Source organism: Pontibacterium granulatum, assembly GCF_029961155.1.
In the GTDB taxonomy this organism is placed as follows: domain Bacteria; phylum Pseudomonadota; class Gammaproteobacteria; order Pseudomonadales; family Balneatricaceae; genus Pontibacterium; species Pontibacterium granulatum.
Genome location: NZ_JASBRH010000007.1, coordinates 1 through 21,700 on the forward strand (window position 1 = coordinate 1; position 21,700 = coordinate 21,700).

At 54.8% G+C, this 21,700-nt stretch carries 15 protein-coding genes; 5 read left to right on the plus strand and 10 right to left on the minus strand.

Annotated features, from left to right (window positions below; translation table 11 throughout):
- Positions 1-433 precede the first annotated feature (433 nt).
- From choV to betB, 8 genes are all read right to left on the minus strand, one after another.
- Complete coding sequence (choV, locus tag QKW35_RS08160; RefSeq protein ID WP_282352201.1) at positions 434-1,627, minus strand: choline ABC transporter ATP-binding protein; 1,194 nt, start codon at positions 1,625-1,627, stop codon at positions 434-436.
- A 2-nt stretch (positions 1,628-1,629) separates the two neighbouring features.
- Positions 1,630-2,475, minus strand: a complete 846-nt coding sequence (gene choW / locus QKW35_RS08165; protein ID WP_282352203.1) for a choline ABC transporter permease subunit — start codon at positions 2,473-2,475, stop codon at positions 1,630-1,632.
- A gap of 171 nt (positions 2,476-2,646) precedes the next feature.
- Positions 2,647-3,564 carry a choline ABC transporter substrate-binding protein gene (locus QKW35_RS08170; protein WP_425607996.1) on the minus strand — a complete coding sequence of 306 codons (918 nt, stop codon included), beginning with the start codon at positions 3,562-3,564 and terminating at the stop codon, positions 2,647-2,649.
- Between the two features lie 286 nt (positions 3,565-3,850).
- The gene (locus QKW35_RS08175; protein ID WP_282352207.1) at positions 3,851-4,579 is read right to left on the minus strand and encodes a TorF family putative porin; all 729 of its coding nucleotides are present in this window, start codon (positions 4,577-4,579) and stop codon (positions 3,851-3,853) included.
- Positions 4,580-4,724: 145 nt separating this feature from the next.
- Complete coding sequence (locus tag QKW35_RS08180; RefSeq protein ID WP_282352208.1) at positions 4,725-6,320, minus strand: alkaline phosphatase; 1,596 nt, start codon at positions 6,318-6,320, stop codon at positions 4,725-4,727.
- A 158-nt stretch (positions 6,321-6,478) separates the two neighbouring features.
- A complete protein-coding gene (locus QKW35_RS08185) occupies positions 6,479-7,612 on the minus strand; it encodes a BCCT family transporter (protein WP_282352209.1) in 1,134 nt (377 codons plus the stop codon).
- Positions 7,613-7,971: 359 nt separating this feature from the next.
- Positions 7,972-9,672 carry a choline dehydrogenase gene (betA, locus tag QKW35_RS08190; RefSeq protein ID WP_282352210.1) on the minus strand — a complete coding sequence of 567 codons (1,701 nt, stop codon included), beginning with the start codon at positions 9,670-9,672 and terminating at the stop codon, positions 7,972-7,974.
- Positions 9,673-9,727: 55 nt separating this feature from the next.
- Complete coding sequence (gene betB, locus QKW35_RS08195) at positions 9,728-11,185, minus strand: betaine-aldehyde dehydrogenase (protein WP_282352472.1); 1,458 nt, start codon at positions 11,183-11,185, stop codon at positions 9,728-9,730.
- A gap of 898 nt (positions 11,186-12,083) precedes the next feature.
- On the opposite strand from betB, the gene QKW35_RS08200 reads away from it, so the two are divergent.
- From QKW35_RS08200 to QKW35_RS08210, 3 genes are all read left to right on the plus strand, one after another.
- Complete coding sequence (locus tag QKW35_RS08200; protein ID WP_282352212.1) at positions 12,084-13,490, plus strand: cache domain-containing protein; 1,407 nt, start codon at positions 12,084-12,086, stop codon at positions 13,488-13,490.
- Positions 13,491-13,500: 10 nt separating this feature from the next.
- Positions 13,501-14,166, plus strand: coding sequence for a response regulator transcription factor (locus QKW35_RS08205; RefSeq protein ID WP_282352213.1), 666 nt, complete (start codon positions 13,501-13,503; stop codon positions 14,164-14,166).
- 245 nt (positions 14,167-14,411) lie between these two features.
- Positions 14,412-15,386, plus strand: a complete 975-nt coding sequence (locus QKW35_RS08210; protein ID WP_282352215.1) for a TAXI family TRAP transporter solute-binding subunit — start codon at positions 14,412-14,414, stop codon at positions 15,384-15,386.
- A 137-nt stretch (positions 15,387-15,523) separates the two neighbouring features.
- Here QKW35_RS08210 and QKW35_RS08215 read toward each other — a convergent pair whose 3' ends face one another.
- Together QKW35_RS08215 and QKW35_RS08220 are read right to left on the minus strand one after the other, a co-directional pair.
- The gene (locus QKW35_RS08215) at positions 15,524-17,110 is read right to left on the minus strand and encodes a sensor histidine kinase (RefSeq protein ID WP_282352217.1); all 1,587 of its coding nucleotides are present in this window, start codon (positions 17,108-17,110) and stop codon (positions 15,524-15,526) included.
- 10 nt (positions 17,111-17,120) lie between these two features.
- Positions 17,121-17,453 carry a DMT family transporter gene (locus QKW35_RS08220; RefSeq protein WP_282352219.1) on the minus strand — a complete coding sequence of 111 codons (333 nt, stop codon included), beginning with the start codon at positions 17,451-17,453 and terminating at the stop codon, positions 17,121-17,123.
- Positions 17,454-17,898: 445 nt separating this feature from the next.
- Between QKW35_RS08220 and QKW35_RS08225 the strand changes: the two genes are divergently transcribed.
- Entirely contained in the window at positions 17,899-18,888 is a 990-nt protein-coding gene (locus tag QKW35_RS08225) for a TAXI family TRAP transporter solute-binding subunit (protein WP_282352220.1), read from the plus strand.
- A gap of 152 nt (positions 18,889-19,040) precedes the next feature.
- Positions 19,041-21,659: a TRAP transporter permease gene (locus tag QKW35_RS08230; RefSeq protein WP_282352221.1), complete on the plus strand. Its 2,619-nt coding sequence runs from the start codon at positions 19,041-19,043 to the stop codon at positions 21,657-21,659.
- Positions 21,660-21,700: the final 41 nt, after the last annotated feature.

Below are 21,700 nucleotides of genomic sequence, written 5' to 3' on the forward strand. Positions count from 1 at the left end.
AAAATGATCGACGTTGTCTTGCCATTGGACACCTCTTCCTACGGTGGTGACTTTACCACCTAAATTGGTGTCCGGGTTCATTGAACCACTACAATACTGCAAAGTAAACGCATGGTGTGATCACATTAATGCGTAGGTTGGCCATTGCGAAGCGATGCTCAACAAGTCGAGTCAGGGTTACCCTTAACTGTTGGGCTTCGCGTTGCGAAGGCCAACCTACAACGTGGGAAGTAAGCGCACGTTGTAACCCCATAAAAGCGTAGGTTGGCCATTGCGAAGCGATGCCCAACAAGTCGAGTCAGGGTTGCCCTTAACTGTTGGGCTTCGCGTTGCGAAGGCCAACCTACAACGTGGAAAGTAAGCGCAGGTTTGATCACAAAGAAAGCCCGGACATCAATCTGTGCCGGGCTTTTAGGTTGGGTGATGGGGTGTATCAGGCCGCGCTGGTGGTGAAATGTTTGCCCAGCAGCGCGTGGTAGAAATCGCGGTCCGAGAGGATACCTACCAGGCTGTCGCATTCCTTGAGCAACACCGGCTGGCCGGTGCGATAACGGATCTCGATCGCCTGGCGCATGGAGATATCCGGTGTCGCCATGACCAGGGTATCTTCCGCCAGATGGTCTACATTCTGACCTTCTTCCCACTGATGCAGCGACAATGGCTGCCCCTGACGGCTGGCGGCTACGACGTGGCCCAGCTCGTTGGTGGCGATGCAGGTGTTGTCGTTACGGTTGAGTACCAACATCTCTTCCAGTTTTTCCAGCTCGTTGATCTCTGTCATCAGCGAACGGCCGCGCAGTACATTGAGCGGGTTAGTGTGAGCGACAAAATCTTCCACGTAAGCGTTGCTTGGATTCAGTACAATCTCTTCCGGCTTGCCGTGCTGGATGATCCGCGCAGACTCCATGATCGCGATATTGGTGCCGATCTTCAGCGCCTCGTCCAGATCGTGACTGACAAACAGGATGGTCTTGTTCAGCCGTTGCTGCAGTTCGATCAGCTCATCCTGCAGTTGGCTGCGGATCAACGGGTCCAGTGCGGAAAAGGGCTCATCCATGAGCAAAATATCGCTGTCCATGGCGAAAGCACGTGCAAGGCCTACACGTTGTTGCATACCGCCCGAGAGTTCATGGGGGTATTTGTCTCTCCATTCAGCCAGGCCCACCATCTCCAGCTTTTCCATCGCCTGGGCACGGCGCTGCTGTTTGCCGATCCCCTGCATCTCCAGGCCAAACGCCACGTTGTCCAGCACGCTCAGCCACGGCATCAGGGCAAACTTCTGGAACACCATGGATATACGGTGGGTGCGCATGTGGCGCAGGGTAGCGGCATCACAGCTGGCCATATCCACCATATTGTCGCCGTCGCGCACCAACAGCTGGCCGCGGCTGATCGGATTAAGACCGTTGACGGCACGCAGCAGGCTGGATTTACCGGAGCCGGATAGCCCCATCAACACGCAGATCTCACCCTGCTGCACCTCGATCGTGGCGTTATGGACGCCCACCACATCGCCGGTGGCGTCGATGATCTCCTGCCGGGACTTGCCTTGATCAAGCAGGTTCAGGCTCTGTTTCACGTTGTCGCCAAAGACAACGTCCAGGTTGCGAATACTTACTGCCGTCATAATTAACCCTCCTCCTTAGTGCCCGGTGCTTTGCAGATACGGTCGAGAATGATCGCCACCAGAACGATCGCCAGGCCGGCTTCGAACCCTTGGGAGATGTTGACGGTATTTAGCGCACGGATAACCGGTTTGCCCAGGCCGTCGGCACCCACCAGGGCGGCGATGACCACCATGGAGAGGGAGAGCATGATGCACTGGGTAATGCCCGCCATGATGTTGGGCATCGCCGCAGGCAACTCCACTTTATACAGAAGCTTCATTGGCGTAGCGCCAAATGCCTTGCCAGCTTCGATCAGGTCTTCCGGCACCCGGCTGATCCCCAGGTAGGTCAGACGGATCGGTGCGGCGATGGCAAAGATAATGGTGGAGATCAGACCCGGCACCACACCCAGGCCAAACAGCACCAGCGTTGGGATCAGGTACACAAAGGTAGGGATGGTCTGCATCAGGTCGAGAATCGGTCGCAGAATGGTGTATAGCCAGGGGCGATGTGCGGCCAGAATCCCGATTGGGATGCCCACTATGACGGATAGAGTGGTTGCGGTGAGTACCAGGACAAAGGTTTCGATCATCTCTTTCCAGTACCCCAGATTGAGAATCAGCAGCAGCGCGACCACCACAAAAATGACCAGCGGCATACTGCGGTGCAGCGCCCAGGCGATGGCCGCGGTCAGTGCCATCGGCACAAAAGGGGGAAACCACTGAAAGATATCGACCATGGAGAGAATCACCCACTCCAGGGAGATAGATATCGCATCAAAAAAGCCAGCGGCGTTAAACGTCAGCCAGTCGACGAAGGCTTCCATCCAGCTGCCGAGCGGGAGTTTGTTTTCAGTAAACCAGTTCATCTGTTCTGCCTTATGTATCGATAGGGGGTACCAACGACAGGGCCTTGGGTACCCGAATTCTTTATTGTGTATGGGCAGTGTCGCGACCGGCGGCTGGTTTCACCGGTCGCAGTTGTATTAACGACATAGGGTCTGACGGAGTGTTTGCAGCCAGACCCGTGATCAGCCGGATCAGAGACCCAGGTGGCTGCGTACGGCTGCCAGGGCATCACCGCCGTCTTTGGTGGTCACGCCGTCCAGCCAGCCATTCAGAACTCCCGGATTGGCTTTCAGCCACTCACGGGCAGCTGGCTGCGGGGCCAGACCGATGTCCAGGATGGAGCCCATCACTTCGTTCTCCATTTTCAGGCTGAAATTGAGGTTCTGCAGCAGACTACCCACATTCGGACACTCTGTGGTGTAGTTCTTACGGACGTTGGTGTAGACGTTGGCACCGCCGTAGTTGGGGCCGAAGTAGTCATCACCACCGGCCAGATATTCCATCTGCACGTTGGCGTTCATCGGGTGTGGGGCCCAGCCCAGGAAAACGATCCACTGGTTGCGCTTCGCGGCGCGGGATACCTGGGAGATCATGCCTGCTTCGCTGGATTCCACCAGGTTAAAGCCTTTGAGACCGAAGGCGTCCTTGTCGATCATGTCCTGAATCAGGCGGTTGCCATCGTTACCCGGCTCGATGCCGTAGAGGCGGCCCTTGAACTTGTCTTTATGTTTGGCGATGTCGGCGAAGCTTTGCACGCCCGCATCGTAAACGTACTTAGGCACCGCCAGGGTATATTTCGCCCCTTCCAGATTGGCGCGCACCGTTTCAACCGTGCCTGCTTCGCGGTACTTGGCGATGTCGGCTTCCATGGTAGGCATCCAGTTGCCAAGGAACACGTCGATATCACCGTTGGCCAGGGAGGTGTAGGTAACCGGTACAGACAGCAGCTGTGTGGTAGGGATGTAGCCGAGGGCTTCAACCACTTCGCTGGTGATTGCGGTGGTGGCGGTGATATCGGTCCAGCCGACGTCGGAAAAGCGCACTGTGTCGCACTGGTCAGCAAAGGCCAGGGATGCCGATAGCCCCACTGCAGCGGCAACACCACGCATCAGGTTAAGTTTCAGGCCGGATTTGTTCTTTCGATTCATCATGAGTGTTTCCCTTATTTTTGTTGTTCGGTCTCGTGCTCTTGATGTGATTCGGTCGATTGATCACACCGGTACAGGCTTGTGATAGTTCTCCCGACTGAGAAGTTGGGTTACTATCCGTCATGGTCGTGATGGACCTCAGGGTCTGTTGTGAGAGCCAGTGACCTCGCAAATCAGCTTGGCTCCCACGGACGCGGCTTATGGGCCTGTATCTTGAAGAGGAAAGAGATATGGGCCCCCCCACCACTTACTCGAATGTTCTGCTGATACTCAGAAACACCCGTGCGTCGGCCACCTCATAGGTGTCGGACGCGTCGTTGGCATCGGTATCGGTGTAGCTCAGCGCCATATCGAAACCGGCCAGGCTCTTGCTGAGAGAGGCCCCCCAGTGATTGATCGCGTTATCTCCGTACCAGTACACGTCCTGGCCGTTGCCGCTGTCGAGCAGTTCGGTGTGGGACGCTTCCAGCGTCAGGCCTATCTCATTGCCCAGATCAAAGGTGTGGCTCAGTAACACCAGGTAGGAGGCGCCGACATCAAAGGAGTAGTTGTCGGAGTACGCCAATTTAAGGGTGGTGGCACCCTTGTAGGTCAGGGAACCGTAGACCTCGCCGTAATCGGATTCGAAGCCGGTATCGTTGGCACCCGGATAGGTGTAGTAGGCGTAACCCAGGTCGAAGCTCAGGTCGTCATTGATGCTGCCGGCATAACCGGCGTACACATCAAACTCCAGCTCTGCATCGGGTAACCCCGCCGGAGTGAAGTCGATCTGGGAGGCAAACGCGCCGACGTAGAAGCCAGCATCGTTGTACCAGTCCACGCTGCCCTGCAGGGCTGGATTGCTGTCGGTTTGGCTGACGCCGTTATAGACATAATCCGATACCAGGGTGGCGGTTGCGGAGACTTCCGCCTGGCTTGAGGTGGCAAATGCACAAAGGGCCAGGGCGGAACTGACAGTCGTTATTTTTCTTATCACTGTGAATCCCTTTTCAGGTTGTTGTGGTTGAATTGGCGCCCCGTCGAGTGGTTGAACGCTTTCAGGACGAGGCGCGGAAAGGGCACCGGAACCGTCCGGTGCCGTGTTCTTACACGGTTGCCGTGCATCTCTGTCAATGCAGACGTTAGTGCGTGTTAATGCTGTTGATGGCGTGGTTCGCCCAGTCAGTTGTGTGCATCAGACCGTCGAATTTCCGAGTGACCTCTTCAGGCCCCCAGGCGATAACCGGCACAGGGGTGTTGGTGTGTGTACCGGTTGCCCAGACAGTGTTCTGCTGCTTACCTACTACGCTCGCCAAAAGGTTGTGGCGCACGCCGCTGCCATACACAAAGAACTCTTTGTACTCGTTCACTTTGGGGAAGGTTTTGCTGCCGAGGTAGCCGTGGCCTTCGACGTAGTATTCGTGGTCTTCCGTCGTCAGAATCTTCTGGGCTTCCGCTTCGGTGATTGGAAACTGGGTGTATTGGTTTACCAGTTTCACCAGGTGGGCAGGGGTTTGTTCAGCCTTTGGCAGCGCGTCGAACTCGCTGAAGATATCCTCATAGGATGCTTTCTGCTGATAGATCTTATCCAGCGTATCGTAGCGACCGAAGTTATAGTTGGGTTTGAAAGTTGTCCCTTTAAAAACGTCGCCTTTCAGGTCTCGGCCTTCGGGCAGATTGTTGCGCGAATAACTGAAACCAAAACCGCCCGTTTCATGGTCCGCGGTAATGATGATCAGCGTGTCATCCCTGTCTTTGGCCCAGTCATACAGATACCCGACGGTACGGTCCATCTTCAGCATCTCATGGAGCATATAGCCGGTATCGTTGTCGTGGGCAGCCCAGTCAATCAGCCCCGATTCGACCATCAGGAAGAAACCGTTCTCATTTTTTTCAAGTACAGAGATCGCTTTCTCGGTCATCTCCTGCAGCGTTGGTGTGGTGCGTTGCGGATCGGTAAGGGAGTTGGATTCCTCGATACCGTTCAGGGTTCGCGAGTAGGCAAACAACCCCAGCAATTTTTCGCCGTCCGCGGCTTGCAGCTGCTCTTTATTGAACGCCAGTTGGTAGCCTTTGTCCTGAGCCTGCTGCAGCACATTCAGTTCGTCTTTACGTTTGGATTTGATCCGGACGCTGCCTGCGGTCATCTGTTGGAGTGTCTGATGGATATTGCTGGCTTTGTCATTTGCTGCTTTGGGAATCCAATGGCGCAAACCGCCGCCCAACATGACATCAACGTTGTTGTTCAGCATGTCCATGGCGATCTCGTTCTCTTTCGAACGATGGGTCTGGTGTGCGGCAAAGCCTGCGGGGGTCGCATGGGTAACCCGGGTGTCGCTGATCAAGCCCGTCGCCATCCCTTTTTTCTCTGCCAGTTCCAACATGGTTTCGGTGGCGTCGCCATGTTGATCTGAACCGACCATTTCAGAACCGGCCAGGGTGCCGCTGGCAAACTGGGTGGCAGAGGCTGCCGAATCCACAACCAGAGCGTTTGCCGGGTCGGTGTAAGCCAGTCCCAACACCCCTTCGCGGGCGATGTTTTCCCAGGCACTGATACGGTTTTTATCCTGATACAAGGAGTTCGGCGCATGTTTGACATAGGAATTCAGCAGGCCTACCTGCTGAGCGCCCATACCGTCGCCGATGACAACAATGACGTTCTTGATATCACTAGCGTAGGCGCAGCTCACCGAAAGGTATGCCGCACCCAGAGCAGCAGTCCACTTACTTAAACTCATACGGTTTTCCTTCTGTTTTTATACCGCACGCTGAATCGTTGGCACTTTTTCAGGACGAGCGGTGGGAAGGGCACCGGAAAATTCCGGTGCCTTGATGCTTTGCTTTGCGGCCGGTGGGCCGCTGTATCACAAGGTGTTTTGGCTTAGGCCTATGGGCGCTAAGCAGGCTGAGGGCTCAGCCCGGGACGGCGCTGCAACAGCAGCAGGTAGATCACGGCGTAGAGGGCGATCACCAGCAGGCCCACCCAGGCAATATCGAACGGGGTGAACTGGTATGCCAGGATCAGGCCGTACATCACGATGAAGTTACCGGCGATGTATCTGGTTTTGCCGTAACGCTCAACGGTCAGATCCATGTTGCTGGTGTACAGGCGGATCAGGGAGTCGAGGGAATTGATCACGAAGATGATGCCTACGACGATCATCGCCAGTTTCATCATGTCCACGATCTCCAGCGCATTAGCGTGGTAGTAGTAGAGGACGGAGAACCACAATGCCAGTGGGATTGATGGGATCACCAGCAGGGCGGCACACAGCTGCCAGGTTTTCAGGCCACCTACAAAACGTGCCACGAACTGGCCGATCATGATGCTCCAGGAGAACCACCAAAACAGGTAGAACTGGTGATAGTCGGAGATGGGCAGAATGAACTGGTCCAGATTGGTGAAGTAGCCGCCGATGCCCGCCAGGGTAGATGCCAGTTCAGGCAGACCCAGACCGTCAGCGTTGAGCATCACGCCTGCGATCAGCGCCAGGAACAGCCAGGTGGAGGCGATACTCAGTACCTTCACGTACTTGATATCGGTACTGGAAAGTACGGCCAACAGGACGACAATGGCAACCAGTCCAAAGCGCATCGGATCGGAGATACCATCCACGTAGCTTGGCAGGTAGCTGAGGAACAGGAAGCCGGTGAACGCGCAGGTGGCGATCACGACGATATTGTTGACGATCTTTACGGCAGGGATCTCAAACAGTTTGACCTTGGGTTCGATCACGCAGAAGTAGAAGGTGGTCAGGAAGTAGAAACCCCACACCAACCCACCCCAGAAGCCGAACTCTATCGCCAGCGGGTTAGTGAATTGGTAGGCCTGCTCCTCAGCGTACACCGGAAACTCGGTGAGCGGGAACATGATCAGGCCCACATCCAGGCCGGAAGTGAACAGGATCGCCAGGAACGCGAATAGACTGCTTGGTATTTCACCCTTACACAGCACATTACGGCCCTTAATTACGATAAAGGCCGATGTCAGGAGTGTCACAATAATTGCGACGGAAAGTATGGTGGTCATTTCAGGATTGCTCCGTTCTTATATTTATAGTCTTAACCGGGGAGCCAACATCAGCTTACTGCCGCTGGCGCCTTTGTCCAAGTGTTCCTCCGTAGAGTGAGGAAGGCTTGGTGATCTGCAGGGAGGCTATCCGCCGCTATGAGCGCGGGAGCCACTCCAGCCGGTTTTGAAACGGAGATCGCAATGATCACGGCCAGAGCAAGCCGCGATAACGGTCCTGCTCTGCCAAGCACTACAGCGATGCGCGCCGGTGCTTGTGGGTTGAGTTCTCAGATATAGTTTCATCAAGCTTATACCTTTAATTATTTTTGTTGGCTGGGCTCTATTTTTTTATCTGCGAGAGGCTTGAAACCGACCGCTTAGCGGGGCATAGCGCGTTCAGGCTCTCCGGCACGCTGACTTTGCTGCCAGCTGTTATCTATCCACACCGGAGCGTCGGTCACATCCAGTGGTTTGCGGCTGAGGATCATATCCGCCGCTTTTTCAGCCACCATGATGCTGGGTGCATTCAGGTTGCCGTTGGTGATGGTTGGGAAGATGGATGAATCCACCACGCGCAGGGCTTTGATGCCGCGTACCCGGCACTGGTTGTCGAGTACCGCCATCGGGTCGTTGTCCGCACCCATCTTGCAAGAGCAGGACGGGTGGTAGGCACTTTCCACATTCTGGCGTACCCAGGCGTCGATCTCTTCATCGCTCTGGATATGAGTGCCCGGTTGGATCTCATCGCCGCGGTAGGCGTCCATCGCAGGCTGGTTGAGGATCTCACGGGTGAGGCGGATACAGTCACGCCAGTCCTGCTTGTCCTGCTCGGTGCTGATGTAGTTGAACTTGATGCCCGGCTTGGCATGTGGGTCGGCGGATTTGATCCACACCCGGCCGCGGGATTCCGGTTTGTTCGGACCCACATGTACCTGGAAACCGTGTCCGTCAAAGGCTGCCTGACCGTCGTAACGCATCGCGGCAGGCAGGAAGTGGTACTGAATGTTCGGCCACTTGAGACCGGCGCGGGAGCGGATAAAGGCGCAGGATTCGAAGTGGTTGGTCGCGCCCAGGCCGTCCTTGAACAGGATCCAGCGGGTACCGATCAGGCCTTTGCTGATCAGGCCCAGCTTGCTGTTCAGGGAGATCGGTTGTTTGCAGTGGAACTGGAAGTAAACCTCCAGGTGGTCCTGCAGGTTTTCACCCACTCCCGGCAGGTCGTGAACAACCTTGACACCGGCATCACGCAGTACATTCTTCGGACCGATACCGGACAACTGCAGCAGTTGCGGTGAACCGATGGAACCGGCAGACAGGATCACTTCGGTCGCAGCATGTGCTTCGGTGATCTGGCCGTTCTTTTCGTATTCAACGCCCACCGCTTGCTTGCCTTCCAGCAGCACCTTGCGGGTGACGACGCCGGTGATCAGTGTCAGGTTTGGGCGTTTCAGCGCACGGCGCAGATACACATTGGAGGTGGAAGCGCGCACACCTTTTTTCACGGTCATGTGCATCGGGCCAAAGCCCTCCTGCTGGTAACCGTTGTAATCCTTGGTTTCCGGGTAACCCGCCTCAACACCGGCATCGATAAACGCCTGATACAGCGGATTCAGCTTCATGTCGTTGCCGTTGCAGGTGGCCAAAGGGCCGTCGCCGCCACGGTACTGGTCTTCACCACCGCTCCAGCTTTCGGCGCGGCGGAAGTAAGGCAGGCACTCCTGATAACTCCAGCCGTCGGCACCCTGTTCAACCCACTCATCAAAGTCACAGGCGTGGCCACGTACATACACCATGCCGTTGATGGAGGAGCCGCCACCCAGCACCTTGCCGCGTGGGCAGTGCAGGACACGGTTATCCACATCGCCTTCGGCTTCGGTTTCAAACTGCCAGGCGTACTTTTCGGTATTCATCGGATAGGAGAGGGCGGTTGGCATCTGGATAAAGATGCTCTTGTCACTGCCACCGGCTTCCAGCAAAAGTACGTTGTTCTTGCCGTCTTCGGTCAGGCGGTCTGCCAGCACACAGCCTGCAGATCCCGCTCCGACAATGATGTAATCGTATTTATTTTTATTGCTCATAGTTACAGCTCACAGCTAAATCAGCGTCGTTCCCGGTCGGTACCCAATAGGGGGCTTAGTACGGGCACTCCAGATCACCCAGCTCGATATACACACTCTTGGTCTGGGTGTAGTGCTTCAGTGTCTCAACACCGTTTTCACGTCCGATGCCGGATTGTTTGTAGCCACCCACCGGCATTTCGGCAGGAGAAGACCCCCAGGCGTTGATCCAGCAGATGCCGGCTTCCATCCGGGCGATAACACGGTGGGCGCGGGAAAAGTCGGTGGTAAACAGGCCTGCGGCCAGGCCGTACTCGGTGTCGTTGGCGCGACGGATCACTTCCTCTTCGTCGCTAAAGCGCAGGATTGACATCACCGGGCCGAAAATCTCGTCTTTCACGTTGGGCATATCGTCGGTGCAGTCGGCAAATACCGTTGGTTTTACAAAGTTGCCTTTGTCCAAACCGTTTTCGGTGGCGCGTTCACCACCGCTCACCAGACGGGCACCGGCTGCTTTAGCGGCTTCGATATAACCCAGGACCTTGTCCATATGCTTGCTGCAGATGAGCGCGCCGATCTGGGTGTCCAGATCGCTGGGATCACCGATGATCAGGCGATCGGTACGTTCTTTAACCTGGGCGACGAACTCGTCATAGACGCTGTCATGGACAAAGACACGGGTACCGTTGGTGCATACTTCGCCCTGGGTGTAGAAGTTGGCCAGCAAGGCGCCGGATACCGCGTTCTTCAGGTTGGCATCTTCAAAGACGATCAGCGGAGACTTGCCACCCAGCTCCATGGTGACCTCTTTCAGGCTACCCGCTGCATCGGCCATTACTTTCTTGCCGGTTCCACATTCGCCGGTGAAGGAGACCTTGGCGATCTCCGGGTGGCGGGAGAGGGCCTGGCCCACACGGTAGTCACCCTGCACTACGTTGAATACGCCATCCGGCAGGCCTGCTTCAGTGAAAATCTCGGCCAGCTTCAGCGCAGTCAGCGGGGTTTCTTCGGAAGGTTTAAAGATCATCGCGTTGCCCGCAGCCAGTGCCGGGCCGGATTTCCACATGGCGATCTGAATCGGGTAGTTCCAGGCTCCGATACCGGCGCAAACACCCAGCGGCTCGCGGCGGGTGTAGAAGAAGTTGGTGCCGCCCAGGTCCTGTTGTTCACCCTGTAGGGACGCTGCCAGACCTGCGTAATACTCGATGACGTCGGCACCGGTCACGATATCCACACAGTTGGCTTCCTGTAGGGGTTTGCCGGTGTCCTGTACTTCCAGCAGTGCCAGCTCATCGTTGCGCTCGCGCAGAATAGCTACCGCTTTCTGCAGGATGCGGCCGCGCTCCATGCCGCTCATGGCGGACCAGACTTTGAAACCTTCCTGAGCAGACTTAACCGCAGCATCCACATCGTCCAGGGAGGCCTGCTGCACATTGGCCAGCAGCTCGCCGTTAGCCGGGTTACGGGTTTCGAATGTTTCTCCGGAGGTCGCGTTCTGGTAGCGGCCGTGGATGTATAAAGAGATTTCCTGCATTGCCTGAAGCCTTCTTTTGAATTGCATGCTGGGTATTCCGGTCCGGCGGGTGTGCCGAGTTGTCAATCAGAATCCCATTGATTGAAATCATCTTAGGAGCGGAAAAATGGGGCTTCAAACTGTCAATTCTTGTGCAAAAAGATAAGGAATTCTTATGCCAAACAGGGGGAGGGCTATGTTTGAGTCCGGATTGTGCTTGCTGAAGCCGGTATCAATCGTTGTCTCAAATACCGTCCTTGAGGTGTCTGTTTAAATATCCATATATGGCCGTAGGCCCCGTAAATAAAAGGCTTGGGTGAAGTTTGGGTTGTCGGGGAAAACGGGTTGAAGTTGTGTGGGAATCGGTTGCTTAAGTGGTCTGAGGGGGCGTGTTTTTTGTGGCTTTTTAGGTTGTTTAAGACGAAGGGAAATCTGGCGGAACCGGGGTTTTTAATTGTCTGTTCACGTCATGATCAATTTTCACGTGTCGTAAAAAGCTATTTTTAGCGTTTTGGGTGGGGTCGGCTCGTTTCGCATTAGTGGTTCTTATTTAAATGAATAAGGATAAATCGTTTCTCCTGACACTGTGTTCGCTTTATGGTTTTTAGCGGATGTGGCTCCTGTGTAGACGGGAGAAGCATACAGTTAAGTCCTTTTAGTGCTTGAAGCCGAACCTATCCGTTTTTATGGAGAAGTTTGTTTGGTTTTGGTTAGTGCACTACTCCAGAGCGCCAGGTCTTGAGCGAAGGGCCTGCGCGCTATTTATGCAGATACTCCGTTCGGTCATGCTCTGGACAGGACGGGTGTCTGCTTTTTTATATACGGGAAAACGCGTTAACGGGTCAGGTGTGGCTAAGGGGTACGGAGTACTACTGTCGTCTCCGTATTACTACGTAAATGCATTGTGTTTGGTGGAATTTTGTTCAACGCTGATGCAGGATTAGCCGAATTTGTTACCGTTAAGCTCGCTATGTCTCTTAAGTCCAAGATCCTCCTATTGGCTTTGTTGCCACTTATCCTGATGACCGCCGCTATCATGCTGATCAGCCAGCGTCAGGCGCATGACCTGTCAGAACAGGAGATCCATACCTTTGAGGGGAATTTGCTGGAGGCGAAACGTAGCGAGTTGCAGAACTATGTCAGTCTGGCGATGACCTCTATCGCTCATATAGTGAGGACCTACCAACCAGGGGATAAAGCGGCTGAAGAAGAGATCAAGCGTATCCTGCACGGTTTGACCTACGGAGACGACGGCTATTTCTTTGCATACGACCAGAGTGGCGTGAATCTGGTTCACCCGAAACAGCCTGAGCTGGTGGGTAAAAACCTGCTCGATCTGCAGGATAAACACGGCCAGTTTGTGATCCGTGAGTTGTTACGCGAAGCACGTGAGGGCGGGGGGTATGTGCGCTACCACTGGCGAAAGCCCTCCAAAGGGGATCTGGAAGACAAACTCAGTTATGTGGTGACCATTCCCAAGCTCAACTGGATGATGGGGACCGGCATCTATGTGGATGATATCGCCAGCGAAGTGGCGAAGATCCGCAGTCAGGTGATCCACAACATCCGCAACACCTTCTTCACGGTACTGATGATCCTGGGCGGTACTGCGATCATCATTATTCTGATCGGTGTGGCAATCAACGTACACGCGACTCAACTGGCCGATAAGCGCTTGCGCGCGATTGTCCACAAGTACGTCCAGTTTCAGGTGAATCAGCGGCGTAACTTCGCCCGCGAGTTGCACGACGGAATCAACCAATTAATGGTATCGGTGAAGTTTCGTATCGAGTTGGCGCGGGACCGGATGTTATCCGATCCCAATAATGCCGCAGAGAATCTGGATAAAGCTGAGGATGTGCTTAATCAGGCAATTCAGGAAGTGCGGCAAATCTCCCACGACCTGCGCCCCAGTCTGCTGGACGACCTGGGCCTTAAAGCTGCGTTAGTGAGTATGCTGGATGATTTTGCCGAGCGCACCGGTATCCGCAACAACATCCGTTTGCAGCTGCCGGAGCACCGCCTGCCGGATGATATCGAGATCACCCTGTACCGTATCGTGCAGGAAGCGATCACCAATGTGGAGCGTCACGCCGATGCCAACGAGCTGGTACTGCGCATCTGGACTGCCGATGACCAGATCCGGGTGGATGTGAAAGACAACGGCCGTGGTTTTAACCTGAATGCTGATGATCCGTGCGAGGGGATCGGCCTGATGAACATGCGCGAGCGCGCCGAGCTGCTGGGTGGTAGTTTCGAGATTCGCAGTCGTCCGACCATGGGCACCCGCGTACGTGCTACATTTACGCTGGAACCTGTTAACTGAGTAGAGGCTTATGCACGAGAGCAGTCCAGAGAACACCACCATCCGCATCCTGCTGGTGGATGATCATCCGCTGGTACTGGAGGGTATAAGCGCACGCCTGGAGAGTGAACCAGGTATCCAGGTGATCGGGCAGGCCAGTAACGGGCAGGAAGCGCTGGCGCTGGCAGCCGAGATGAATCCCGATGTGGTGCTGATGGATATCTCCATGCCGGTGATGAACGGCCTGGAGGCCGCCGAGCACTTCCACAACGATCAGCCCGATGTGCGGGTGCTGATCCTAAGCATGCACGAAAATCGTGAGTATATCGTCAAGATGATCCAGAGTGGCGCTGCGGGTTACGTGTTAAAAGACGTATCTTCCGACGAACTGTTGCGTGCGATCCAGACCGTGTATCAAGGTGGCACCTATTTCAGTGCCGGGGCTTCCGAAGCGTTGTTCAGCGAATTTGGTCATAGTGATCAGCCTGATAAAGCAGACACGGGGCTTACCAAGCGCGAAGAAACCGTGCTTAAGCTGATCGCCGAAGGGCAGGTCAACAAAGAGATTGCCCGTACCCTCAATATTTCGGTACGTACCGTCGAAACCCACCGCCAGAACATCAAGCAGAAGTTGAATATCCAGACAGCTGCTGGGCTTACCAAGTATGCCCTCGAGCATAATCTTATATCTCTGTAGGGCAGGCTTTAGCCTGCCGGCAGCCTAAAGGCTGCCCTACATTGGTTAATGAACGGCCTTCCTTATGGATATTGTGTTGGACATCGCTTTGCGATGGCCAACCTACAAAAACGTGGCTCTTTCTATATGTAGGTTGGCCATTGCGCAGCAATGCCCAACACCAACCACAATGCACACCCCATGACCAATCCCTACGGCTTTGCTACACTGGCGCATCGCTGATTTGCAGATCCAAGAGAACAATAATGAAAGATTGGCTGCGGCATCTGACCCGTTCTGCTCTGTGTGGCATCACGTTAAGTGCTATCGCATTCGCACCTACGCATGCAGATAATCGAATTATCTCCTTAGGCACGGGTGGCATTACAGGTTTGTATTACCCCGCTGGTGGGGCGCTGTGCCGCCTGGTTAATCTGACTCGTGAACAACACGGTATTCGCTGTGAGGTACGCAGTACGCCCGGTTCTGTAACGAATCTACAGCAGGTCTCCGACGGTTCGTTGGACATGGGGATCGCTGAAGCCGGTCAGCTGTTCAATGCGCGTCAGGGCGCGGGGAAGTTCGACAAGCCCGATCCCGAGCTGCGCGCCCTGATCAATCTTTTCCCTGAATACATCTCTATTCTCAGCCGTAGCGACAGCGGTATCGAGCGCTTTGCCGATCTGCAGGGCAAACGCATCAACATCGGTAAAGACGGCAGCAGCCAGCGTATCACCCTGAGTATGCTAATGGACGCCCGTGGCTGGCAATTGGATGACTTTTCACAGGTACATCAGCTGGCGCCTGCCAACCAGGCCGAAGCGCTGTGCCAGAATAAAATCGACGCGACCCTCTATGTGGTGGGGCATCCCAGTGGAGCAATCAAGGAATCCCTGCGTGACTGCAATAGCCGTTTGATCAGCCTGAGCAAAGATGACGTTGATACGTTGACCCGCAAGAACCCCCACTATCAGCCATTAGTGATCAGTGGAAAACTGTATGGGGATGGGCACGAAGATGTGCACACTGTGGGCGTCAACGCGACCCTGTTTGCCCGTGCAGACATGCCCGATGCAGTGGCCTACGCGATGGTGAAATCCCTCTTCACCCAGTTCGAACGCTTCCGTCGATTGCATCCGGCGTTTGTAAATCTGAAGGTGGAGGATATGGTGCAAACCCCGTTGGCAGCACCACGACACCCAGGCGCGGAGCGGTATTTCAAGGAAGTTGGGTTGCTTTGATCCGTAGGTTGCCAGCTGAGCATATTGTGTAGGTTAGTCATTGCAGCGCAATGCCTAACATCGAATCCGGAATCGAAGGCATGATGTTAGGCTTCGCTACGCGAAGGCTAACCTACGTTCTTTGGTTCCCGATCCGATTACTTCCGCACCGGCCCCATATCATCTGTAACCAATGGCAACTCCATCCGGAAATGCGCCCCGTCTTCATTCGGCAAACACTCGATGTGTCCTTTCAGTAGCTGACTCACCAAGTTGAAGGTGATGTGCATGCCCAAGCCACTGCAGCCCTGATTGCGCTTGGTGGTCATAAACGGCTCGAACAGTTTGTAGCGCCATCCTTCGGGCACACCTACACCGTTATCCCGGTAATCGATGATCAGGTTATTGTCCTGTTGCCGGATCTCGATACGGATCTTGCCGCCCGGCTGGTTCTCAAACCCGTGTAACAGGGAGTTAAGAATCAGGTTGGTGAAGATCTGGTAGTAACTGCCCGGAAAGCTGTCGAGCAGCAGTTGGTCGGGGGCTTGAATGCTGATCTCAGGCTGGCAGCGTTTCAGACGTGGTTTCAGCGACAGCAGGATCTCATCCATATACTGCACCAGATCGAAGGTGCGACGTTGTTCGCTGGATTGGTCGACGGAGACCTGTTTAAAGGCGCTGATCAGTTGGTTGGCGCGCTCCAGGTTCTGGCAGATCAGTTCGCTGCTCTCGACGGCGGTATCGGCCAACGGGTTGTCCGGGTTGAGCTGTTTCTGCTGTTTCGCCTGATCCGCCAGGAACGAAGCGGCGGTAAAACCGATGCCGATCGGTGTGTTGATCTCGTGAGCCACACCGGCCACCAGGCCACCCAACGCTGCGAGTTTCTTGGATTCCACCAGTTGTTGCTGGGTGGCCTGCAGCTTGGCCATGGCATCGTGCAGCTCCTGGTTACGTTCCTCCAGCTGTTGGGTGCGCTCGGCGACACGCTGTTCCAGTTCTCGGTTCAGCTTCGCCAGGGCCTGCTCGGCTTCGGCGCGTTTGCTCATATCCTTGAGCATGGATTCGCGCATGTTGTTCATTGCATCCACCACCTGACTCAATTCGTCGTCGCGGTTTTTCCCTTTGCGCTTGAGAAACAGAGGCCGGTCAAGATGGTCCAGCTTCAGACGACGGGCATACTGCGCCATGGTGCCCAAGTGCTGGGTGATCATGCGATGAAAGATGGTGAGGATAAAGATCGATACCAGGAAGGTCTTGATCCCCTGGGAGGCCAGGATCACCAATACTTTATCGGCCAGGCGGCGGTATAGCTCGTCCAGGCTGATGATCAGGGTGAGATTACCCACATCGTAGATCACACCGTTATCAGCACGGTGTTGCAGATCATAGTGACGTTCCACAATCGGACCTTTCTCCGGGCGGCTGCCGGCGGCGTAAAAGTCACCGTACTGTGAGCTGATCTCCAGATAGCGTACGTCGGGCAGTTGGTGCAGGCCATCCAGTTGTACCTGAATCTGGTCCGGGCTGATCTCCCACAGACTGTTGGAGAGGCTGTTAAGCGAGCTGGCCTCGATCTGCTGCAGACGTTCGTCGATCGCCGACAGTTCGTAGCGGTAATCCAGCCAAAGCTGGGTACCGGTGGCAATCAGGGTGATGGCTGAGCTGCAAAGCAGAATCGCCGCCAACAGACGGATGCCCAGGGGCTTTTGGTAGCGGAACTGATTCAGGCGTTGCAGCAAGGTCATAAGTTAAGTGTCAGTGGGCAGAGGTGTTGGAAAACACATTGATAACAATGACGCCGAGAACAATCAGCGCAATGCCGATGATCGCAGGCATATCCAGCTTCTGTCCATAGAGCATCAGTGCAAGGACGCTTACGGCGACAATGCCAAGACCCGACCAGACGGCATAGGCCACGCCCAGAGGGATAGTGCGCAGTGTCAGCGACAAGGCATAAAACGCGACGCCATAGCCTACGACAACCAATAAAGAAGGTAGAAAGCGGGTAAAACCTTCGCTGGATTTCAGGGCCGTGGTTGCAACGACCTCTGAAGCGATAGCAACGGTCAGAAACAGCCAGTTTTTCATCGTGTGTGTCTTCCGGTTAATGGGTAATAAGGCGCAGAGTTTTTCACAAACCCTGAGCCCGAAACAAGCTACAAATTCTAAGTCTCTCTCAAGCTTTTCTTTACCCACCATAGCCTGATCTGAGTCGTGATTTCATCTCTCGATGCTGGAAATTGCCAAAAGTGGCACGAAAGGAGGTTTTGTTGGCATGGAAGGCGGTCTTGGGTGTGTGGTCTTTCCAATATGTTAGAGGACGTCTTTTGTTGAAGACTCACTCCTGTAACACAAACGTGGTTGGCAAAAAGCATGAAGGGGGCCAGCCCCGGTTGCAGGGGAGGAGGTGGTTCACCGGTACGCCGGGCGAACCGCTTCCTGAGCGCAGCAGCGGTCGAGTGAGAACACGCTGCTGATATAAGAACTTATTTAATAGCCCGCATGCGGGCGCATAAAGATAAGAAGGGTTCCCATGTCTCTGAAGAACAAACTTGCAACTACGCTTCTGTCCTCCGCAGTTGGTCTGGCGGCTGCTTTCTCTGCAACTACAGCCAGCGCTGATCAGACGTACGTAACGATCGGTACCGGTGGTCAGACAGGTGTTTACTACGTTGTTGGTCAGTCTATCTGTCGTCTGGTTAACCGTGAAACTAAAGACCACGGCATCAAGTGTACTGCGCCTTCTACCGGCGGTTCCGTAGCAAACATCAACGCAATCCGTCAGGGTCAGCAGGACATGGGTATGGCCCAGTCTGACTGGCAGTACCACGCTCTGAACGGTACTAAGCACAAGACCTTCATCGATCAGGGTAAATTCGAAAACCTGCGCGCACTGTTCTCCGTACACAACGAGCCGTTCACTGTCGTGGCACGTGCGGATTCCGGCGTTGAAACCTTCGACGACCTGGTAGGCAAGCGTGTAAACCTAAACAACCCAGGTTCCGGTACTCGCGGCACCATGGAAGTGATCATGGCTGAGAAAGGCTGGACCAAGGACAGCTTCAAACTGGCAGCAGAGCTGAAAGCAGCTGAGCAGGCTCAGGCACTGTGTGACAACAAACTGGACGTCATGCTGTACTCCGTAGGTCACCCATCCGGTGCGATCAAAGAAGCGACCACTTCCTGTGACGCTAAAGTGATTCCAGTGACTGGTCCGGTAATCGACAAGCTGATCGCTGAAAACGATTACTACGCTGATGCAACCATCAAAGGCGGCCTGTACAAGGGCACTGATGCAGACGTTGCAACTTTCGGTAACGCTGCGACTTTTGTAACTTCTTCTGATGTAGATGCAGACACTGTTTACACCGTAGTGAAAGCAGTATTCGACAACTTCGATCGCTTCAAGCGTCTGCACCCTGCATTCAACAACCTGGACCCACAGAAAATGGTTTCTGGTGGTCTGTCCGCTCCTCTGCACGAAGGTGCAGTTCGTTACTACAAAGAACGTGGCTGGATGTAATTTCACACATTACACACCTTCACGCTTTGTGTAAGCAGAGGGTCAGGTGTCACGCCTGATCCTCTTCTGAGATCGCCGCTTCCCTTCGTTTGATGTGCAGATCTGCGGAGTGGGGTGGAGGTCTCTTTTTAATTCTGTAATTGGGAGCTGATATGACGGATCTGCAAAGCAGACAAGATCAGGTCGACGATAAAGAACTTCAGGACATGGTTGCGGCCAACGACACCGGCGCACGTATCCCTGAAGGTTTTCAAGGCAAACTGCTGCTGGGTATAGCGCTGTGCTGGTCTCTGTTCCAGCTGTGGATCGCTTCGCCACTGCCGTTTTACGACTGGCCTCTGATCGGTAGCTTCGGCATCTTTAACGACACTGAAGTTCGTTCTATTCACCTGGGCTTCGCCGCCTTCCTGGCATTCACAGCATATCCTGCACTGGCGGGTTCACCGCGCCACCATATACCGGTCACGGATATTATTTTGTGCGCCCTGGGTGCCTTCAGTGCGTCTTACATCTTCCTGTTTTACGAACAGCTGGCAACCCGTCCGGGCCTGCCAAATACCCAGGATCTGGTTGTATCCATCATCGGTATCCTGCTGCTGCTTGAAGCAACCCGCCGTACGTTGGGGCCGCCGCTGATGATCGTCGCGATTGTGTTCCTGACATACTCGCTGGCCGGCCCGTACATGCCGGAGCTGATTGCACATAAAGGCGTTACACTAAAAGAGCTTGTTAACCACCAATGGCTGACCACGGAAGGCGTTTTTGGTATTGCGCTTGGCGTCTCCTCCAACTTTGTATTCCTGTTTGTATTGTTTGGTGCGCTGCTGGATAAAGCCGGTGCTGGTAACTACTTCATCCAGGTAGCGTTCTCCCTGCTGGGCCACATGCGGGGTGGCCCGGCAAAAGCCGCGGTTGTATCTTCCGGCCTGACAGGCCTGATCTCCGGTTCCTCCATTGCCAACGTGGTAACCACCGGTACCTTTACCATTCCGATGATGAAGCGTGTAGGTTTCACCTCCGAAAAGGCGGGTGCTGTTGAGGTTGCGTCTTCCGTTAACGGTCAGATCATGCCGCCGGTAATGGGGGCTGCTGCATTCCTGATGGTGGAGTACGTGGGCATCTCCTATGTGGACGTTATCACCCACGCATTCCTGCCTGCGCTGATCTCCTACCTGGCATTGATCTACATCGTCCACCTGGAGGCGATGAAGCAGAATATGCAGGGTCTGCCGCGCCGTGTTGAAGTGAAAGCATGGCACCTGCGCCTGCTGGGTATTCTGACCGGTTTCCTGGTGACAGCGGGTATTGCTGCTGTTGTGTACTGGGGTATTGGCTGGATCAAACCTGCCGCCGGAGAATTCGCCGGTATGGTGATCGCTGTGCTGCTGGCGGGTGTGTATCTCTACTTGGTGCGTTTCGCAGCCAGCGTGCCAGATCTGAAACTGGATGATCCGAGTTCACCGATGGTACAGCTGCCGGAAGTGGGTCCTACCGTAAAATCCGGTTTGCACTTCCTGCTGCCTGTCGTTGTGTTGGTGTGGTGTCTGATGGTTGAGCGTTTGTCGCCGGGCTTGTCTGCATTCTGGGCGTCCGTGCTGATGATCTTCATCCTGGTGACCCAGCGCCCGCTGATGGCGTACTTCCGCAAACAGACCGATGTGAAAGCCCGTTTGCGTCAGGGCTTTAACGAATTGATTGACGGCCTGATTGTGGGGGCACGCAACATGATCGGTATCGGTATTGCGACTGCAACCGCCGGTATTATCGTAGGCGCTGTATCCCAGACCGGTGTCGGTGCCGTACTGGCGGATCTGGTAGAGGTGCTCTCTATGGGTAACCTGCTGCTGATGCTGATCCTGACGGCTATTCTGAGTCTGATTCTGGGAATGGGCCTGCCAACCACGGCAAACTATATCGTTGTTTCCTCCCTGCTGGCACCGGTGGTGATCTCACTGGGTCAGGAGTCCGGACTGATCGTACCGCTGATCGCAGTGCATCTGTTCGTGTTCTATTTCGGCATTATGGCGGACGTAACCCCACCGGTGGGGCTGGCGTCCTTTGCTGCGGCTGCGGTTTCCGGTGGTGATCCTATCCGGACCGGTTTCCAGGCGTTTAGCTACAGCATGCGTACCGCTTTACTGCCATTCCTGTTCATCTTCAACACTGACCTGTTGCTGATCGACGTAACCTGGGCTGAAGGTATCCAGATCTTCATCGTGGCGACTATTGCGATGCTGATCTTCACGGCCGCAACCCAAGGATACTTCTTTGCACGCAGCCGTTGGTATGAGTCAGTGCTGTTGCTGCTGATCGCGTTCTCCCTGTTCCGTCCGGGTTTCTGGATGGACCGCATTGTAGAACCGTACCAGCAGATCAGTCCGGCTGAGTTGGTGCAGAAAGCTGACGGTATCGAGACCGGTACAGAACTACGCTTGTGGATCGAAGGTGAAGATGAAGTAGGTAACCCGCGTTCTTTCGTAGCTAACCTGACGTTGGGTGAAGGCGAAGACGGTCAATCCCGTCTGGCCAGCACTGGAATCGAACTGCTTGAGCGAGATGGCAAAACCATCATCGATTATGTGGGCTTTGACAGTCCGGCGGAACATGCCGGTCTGGCGTTCGATCAGGTGATCACCGGAGTGGAAGCGCCACAAGCACAACCACCGAAGCAGCTGATCTTTATTCCGGCATTTGTTTTGCTGGCGATGATTATTGTGTTGCAGCGTCGACGTCGCAAAGAAGAACCGGCAGCCGTACCCGCGGCGGCCTGAGACCAGAGACCTTTTTGGTTTTCTGAACAGATGCCCGGCCC

Coding starts and splice junctions, on each gene's coding strand:
- QKW35_RS08185 (WP_282352209.1), bottom strand. CDS start 7,612: ATGACCACCATACTTTCCGTCGCAATTATTGTGACACTCCTGACATCG.
- QKW35_RS08220 (WP_282352219.1), bottom strand. CDS start 17,453: ATGAAAAACTGGCTGTTTCTGACCGTTGCTATCGCTTCAGAGGTCGTT.
- choW (WP_282352203.1), bottom strand. CDS start 2,475: ATGAACTGGTTTACTGAAAACAAACTCCCGCTCGGCAGCTGGATGGAA.
- betB (WP_282352472.1), bottom strand. CDS start 11,185: ATGCAGGAAATCTCTTTATACATCCACGGCCGCTACCAGAACGCGACC.
- QKW35_RS08230 (WP_282352221.1), top strand. CDS start 19,041: ATGACGGATCTGCAAAGCAGACAAGATCAGGTCGACGATAAAGAACTT.
- QKW35_RS08180 (WP_282352208.1), bottom strand. CDS start 6,320: ATGAGTTTAAGTAAGTGGACTGCTGCTCTGGGTGCGGCATACCTTTCG.
- QKW35_RS08170 (WP_425607996.1), bottom strand. CDS start 3,564: ATGCGTGGTGTTGCCGCTGCAGTGGGGCTATCGGCATCCCTGGCCTTT.
- betA (WP_282352210.1), bottom strand. CDS start 9,672: ATGAGCAATAAAAATAAATACGATTACATCATTGTCGGAGCGGGATCT.
- QKW35_RS08225 (WP_282352220.1), top strand. CDS start 17,899: ATGTCTCTGAAGAACAAACTTGCAACTACGCTTCTGTCCTCCGCAGTT.
- QKW35_RS08205 (WP_282352213.1), top strand. CDS start 13,501: ATGCACGAGAGCAGTCCAGAGAACACCACCATCCGCATCCTGCTGGTG.
- QKW35_RS08210 (WP_282352215.1), top strand. CDS start 14,412: ATGAAAGATTGGCTGCGGCATCTGACCCGTTCTGCTCTGTGTGGCATC.
- choV (WP_282352201.1), bottom strand. CDS start 1,627: ATGACGGCAGTAAGTATTCGCAACCTGGACGTTGTCTTTGGCGACAAC.
- QKW35_RS08215 (WP_282352217.1), bottom strand. CDS start 17,110: ATGACCTTGCTGCAACGCCTGAATCAGTTCCGCTACCAAAAGCCCCTG.